This window comes from Variovorax sp. 20P10.2.4, assembly GCF_058244205.1.
Genome location: NZ_JBZAYE010000835.1, coordinates 1 through 2,696, shown reverse-complemented (window position 1 = coordinate 2,696; position 2,696 = coordinate 1). Strand labels below are relative to the sequence as shown.

3 protein-coding genes are annotated in these 2,696 nt (G+C 71.4%); all 3 read right to left on the bottom strand.

Annotated elements, in window-relative coordinates; translation table 11 throughout:
* Nucleotides 1-335, bottom strand: a 335-nt coding sequence (locus AC27VN_RS38290) for a hypothetical protein (protein WP_490880039.1), incomplete at its 3' end; no start/stop codon positions are given.
* A gap of 112 nt (nucleotides 336-447) precedes the next feature.
* Entirely contained in the window at nucleotides 448-1,824 is a 1,377-nt protein-coding gene (locus AC27VN_RS38285) for an ATP-binding protein (protein WP_490880038.1), read from the bottom strand.
* A 5-nt stretch (nucleotides 1,825-1,829) separates the two neighbouring features.
* Nucleotides 1,830-2,489: a response regulator gene (locus AC27VN_RS38280; protein ID WP_296782290.1), complete on the bottom strand. Its 660-nt coding sequence runs from the start codon at nucleotides 2,487-2,489 to the stop codon at nucleotides 1,830-1,832.
* Between the last annotated feature and the right edge of the window lie 207 nt (nucleotides 2,490-2,696).

Here is a 2,696-nt window from a genome sequence, read left to right as displayed (position 1 = left end):
GCCAGGGCCTGGGCCTTGGCACGCGACATGGTCGGCACCACCACGCTGTTCACGCGCGAGCCGGCATTGACGTTCTGGTCGGGCGCATGGGCCGCCGCGACGGCGGCCTGGCGCACCGACTCCCGCGACAGCGTCGAGACCAGCGGATCGGCGCCGCGCGAGCCGTGCACCACGTTCTGGTCGGGTGCGCGCGCCGTGGCAACGGCCTGCGCCGCGACCGCGTCGCGGTCGAGCAGGCCGGCGCCCTGGTGGACGCCGTCGTAGCTTTCGGCCTGGGCCGCGAAGGCGGCGGCGCCGAGGGTCAGGGTGCAGAGCAGTCGGGAAAGGGGTCGCATGGCAGTGAGCTCCTGGGGAGGGAAGGAATCCGAACGGGCCGGGGCACGTTCGGGCTGGGCTCACTGTAGAAATCGTGCTTTATGCGTTCTTTATGCGAGAGTTAACCCAGCGTTAAGGCGAAGGCAGGTGCACCCGCGCGATCAGGCCGCGCACCCGGCCCTCGTCGTCGCTGCGGTTGATGAGCTCGATGCGCATGCCGTTGCGCTGCGCGGCCATCTGCGCGATCGCCAGGCCCAGGCCGCTGCCCTCGGCCGCGGTGCCCGGCACGCGGTAGAAGCGGTCGAACACGCGCGCCAGCGCCTCGGGCGGAATGCCCGGCCCATGGTCGATCACGTCCAGCACCGGCCGGCCGTCGACCACGTGCAGCAGCACGTCGACCACGCTGCCTTCGGGCGCATGCCGCAGCGCGTTGTCGATCAGGTTGTCGAACAGGCTCAGCAACTCGGTGGGGGGCGCGGTCACGCTGGCGCTGGTGCGGCCATCGAAGCCGATGTCGATGCGGCGCCGGTCGGCGATCACCAGGAGGCGCGCGATGCTGTCGCGCACCGCCGAGGCGGCGTCCTGCGGCAGCGCCGCCTCGAGCGGATCGCCGCCTTCCTGCTGCGACATGCGCAGCAGCTGCTCGATCAGGTGCTGGGCGCGCGTCACGCCGCCCTTGAGCTGCAGGTAGTGCTCCTCGGCGCTCTCGCCGGGCACCTCGGCGCGCATGTTGTCGAGCTGCAGCCCCAGCGCCGCGATCGGCGTGCGCAGCTCGTGCGCCGCGTCCTGCACGAAGCGCCGCTGCGCGGCGAAGGCCTGGCGCAGCCGCCCGAGCAGGCTGTTGAAGGCCTGCACCAGCGGCGCGATCTCGTCGGGCACATGGGACACCGACAGCGCCGACAGGCTGCGCTCGTCCTTCGCCGCCACGTCGAGCGCCACGCGGCGCAGCTGGCGCGCCGAGGTCCAGACCACCAGCCACAGCACGGCCAGCGACAGCGGCAGCAGCAGCGCGATCGGCATGGCCGACTGCAGCGCGCGCCGCTCGACCAGCGTGCGCACGAAGCCGCCGTTCTGGATCACCTGCACGCGGAAGTTCCCGCCGTCCGCGCCCGGGTCGGTGGCATAGACGCGCCAGATGCCGGTGTCGCCCGGCGCGAGGCGCACGGTGTGCAGCCCCGGCCGCGGCTGCAGGCCGATCGCGAGCTGCGGCCGGGAACTGGCCAGCAGCCGGCCGTCGGCGCTCCAGACCTGGATCACGAAGCTGCCGCGGCTGTAGAGCGTGGCCTCGTCGGTGGGCTTGAGCACCGGCAGGTTCTCCTTGCCGGCATAGGACTCGGCCAGCATCTGCATCTGGTCGTCCTTGAAGGTGACGATCAGCCGGTCGTAGCTGGTGTAGGTGAACCAGGCCACTCCGAGGGCCGCCGCCACGTGCACCAGCACCAGCCACAGCAGCAGCTTGTTGCGCAGCGAGCCCGGCGAGTACCAGGGGCGCTTCGGGGCATCGATCATGGCGCTCATGAATCCACGATGCGCCAGCCGAGCCCGCGCACGTTGCGGATGGTGTCGGCACCGAGCTTGCGGCGCATGTTGTGGATGATCACGTCGACCGCGTTGCTCATCACCTCCTCGCCCCAGCCGTAGATGCGGCTCTCGAGCTGCTCGCGCGAGAGGATGGCGCCGGGCCGCTCGAGCATGGCGTGCATCAGCGCGAACTCGCGCGCGGTGAGCGTCTCGCGCGTGCCCTTGTAGAGCACCTCGCGGGTCGTGAGGTCGAGCTGCACGTTGCCGCTGCCGACGATGGAGTTCGAGGCGCCATGGCGTCGCCGCGTGATCGCGCGCATGCGCGCCAGCAGCTCGGGCAGCTCGAAGGGCTTGGTCAGGTAGTCGTCGGCCCCGAGGTCCAGCCCCTCGATGCGCTGGCCCAGGGCCGCGCGCGCCGTCAGGATCAGCACCGGCGTGTCGTCCCGGAGGCTGCGCGCGCGGCGCAGTACCTCGATGCCGTCGGCCTTGGGCAGGCCCAGGTCGAGCAGCACGCAGTTGTAGTCGCCATCGGCCATCGCGCTCTGCGCGAGCAGGCCGTCGCGTACCCAGTCCACGGCCCAGCCCGAGCGCTCCAGGCCGCGGACCAGGCTCTTGCCGATCATCTCGTCGTCTTCCACAAGCAGTGTGCGCACGCAGGGCTCCCGTTGGTTCGCCAACGCGACAGTACCGTAGCGCCCCATCGTTAGGGAAGCGTTAAGCCGGCATCCGGCCGGCGGCGCTCACTGCGGCGGAATGCCGGCCTTGGCGACCACCTCGCTCCAGCGCCGGATCTCCTGCTCGACCATGGCCTTCATGCGGGCCGGCGAGGAGGGCGCGGGCTCGCTGCCGAGCGCGGCCAG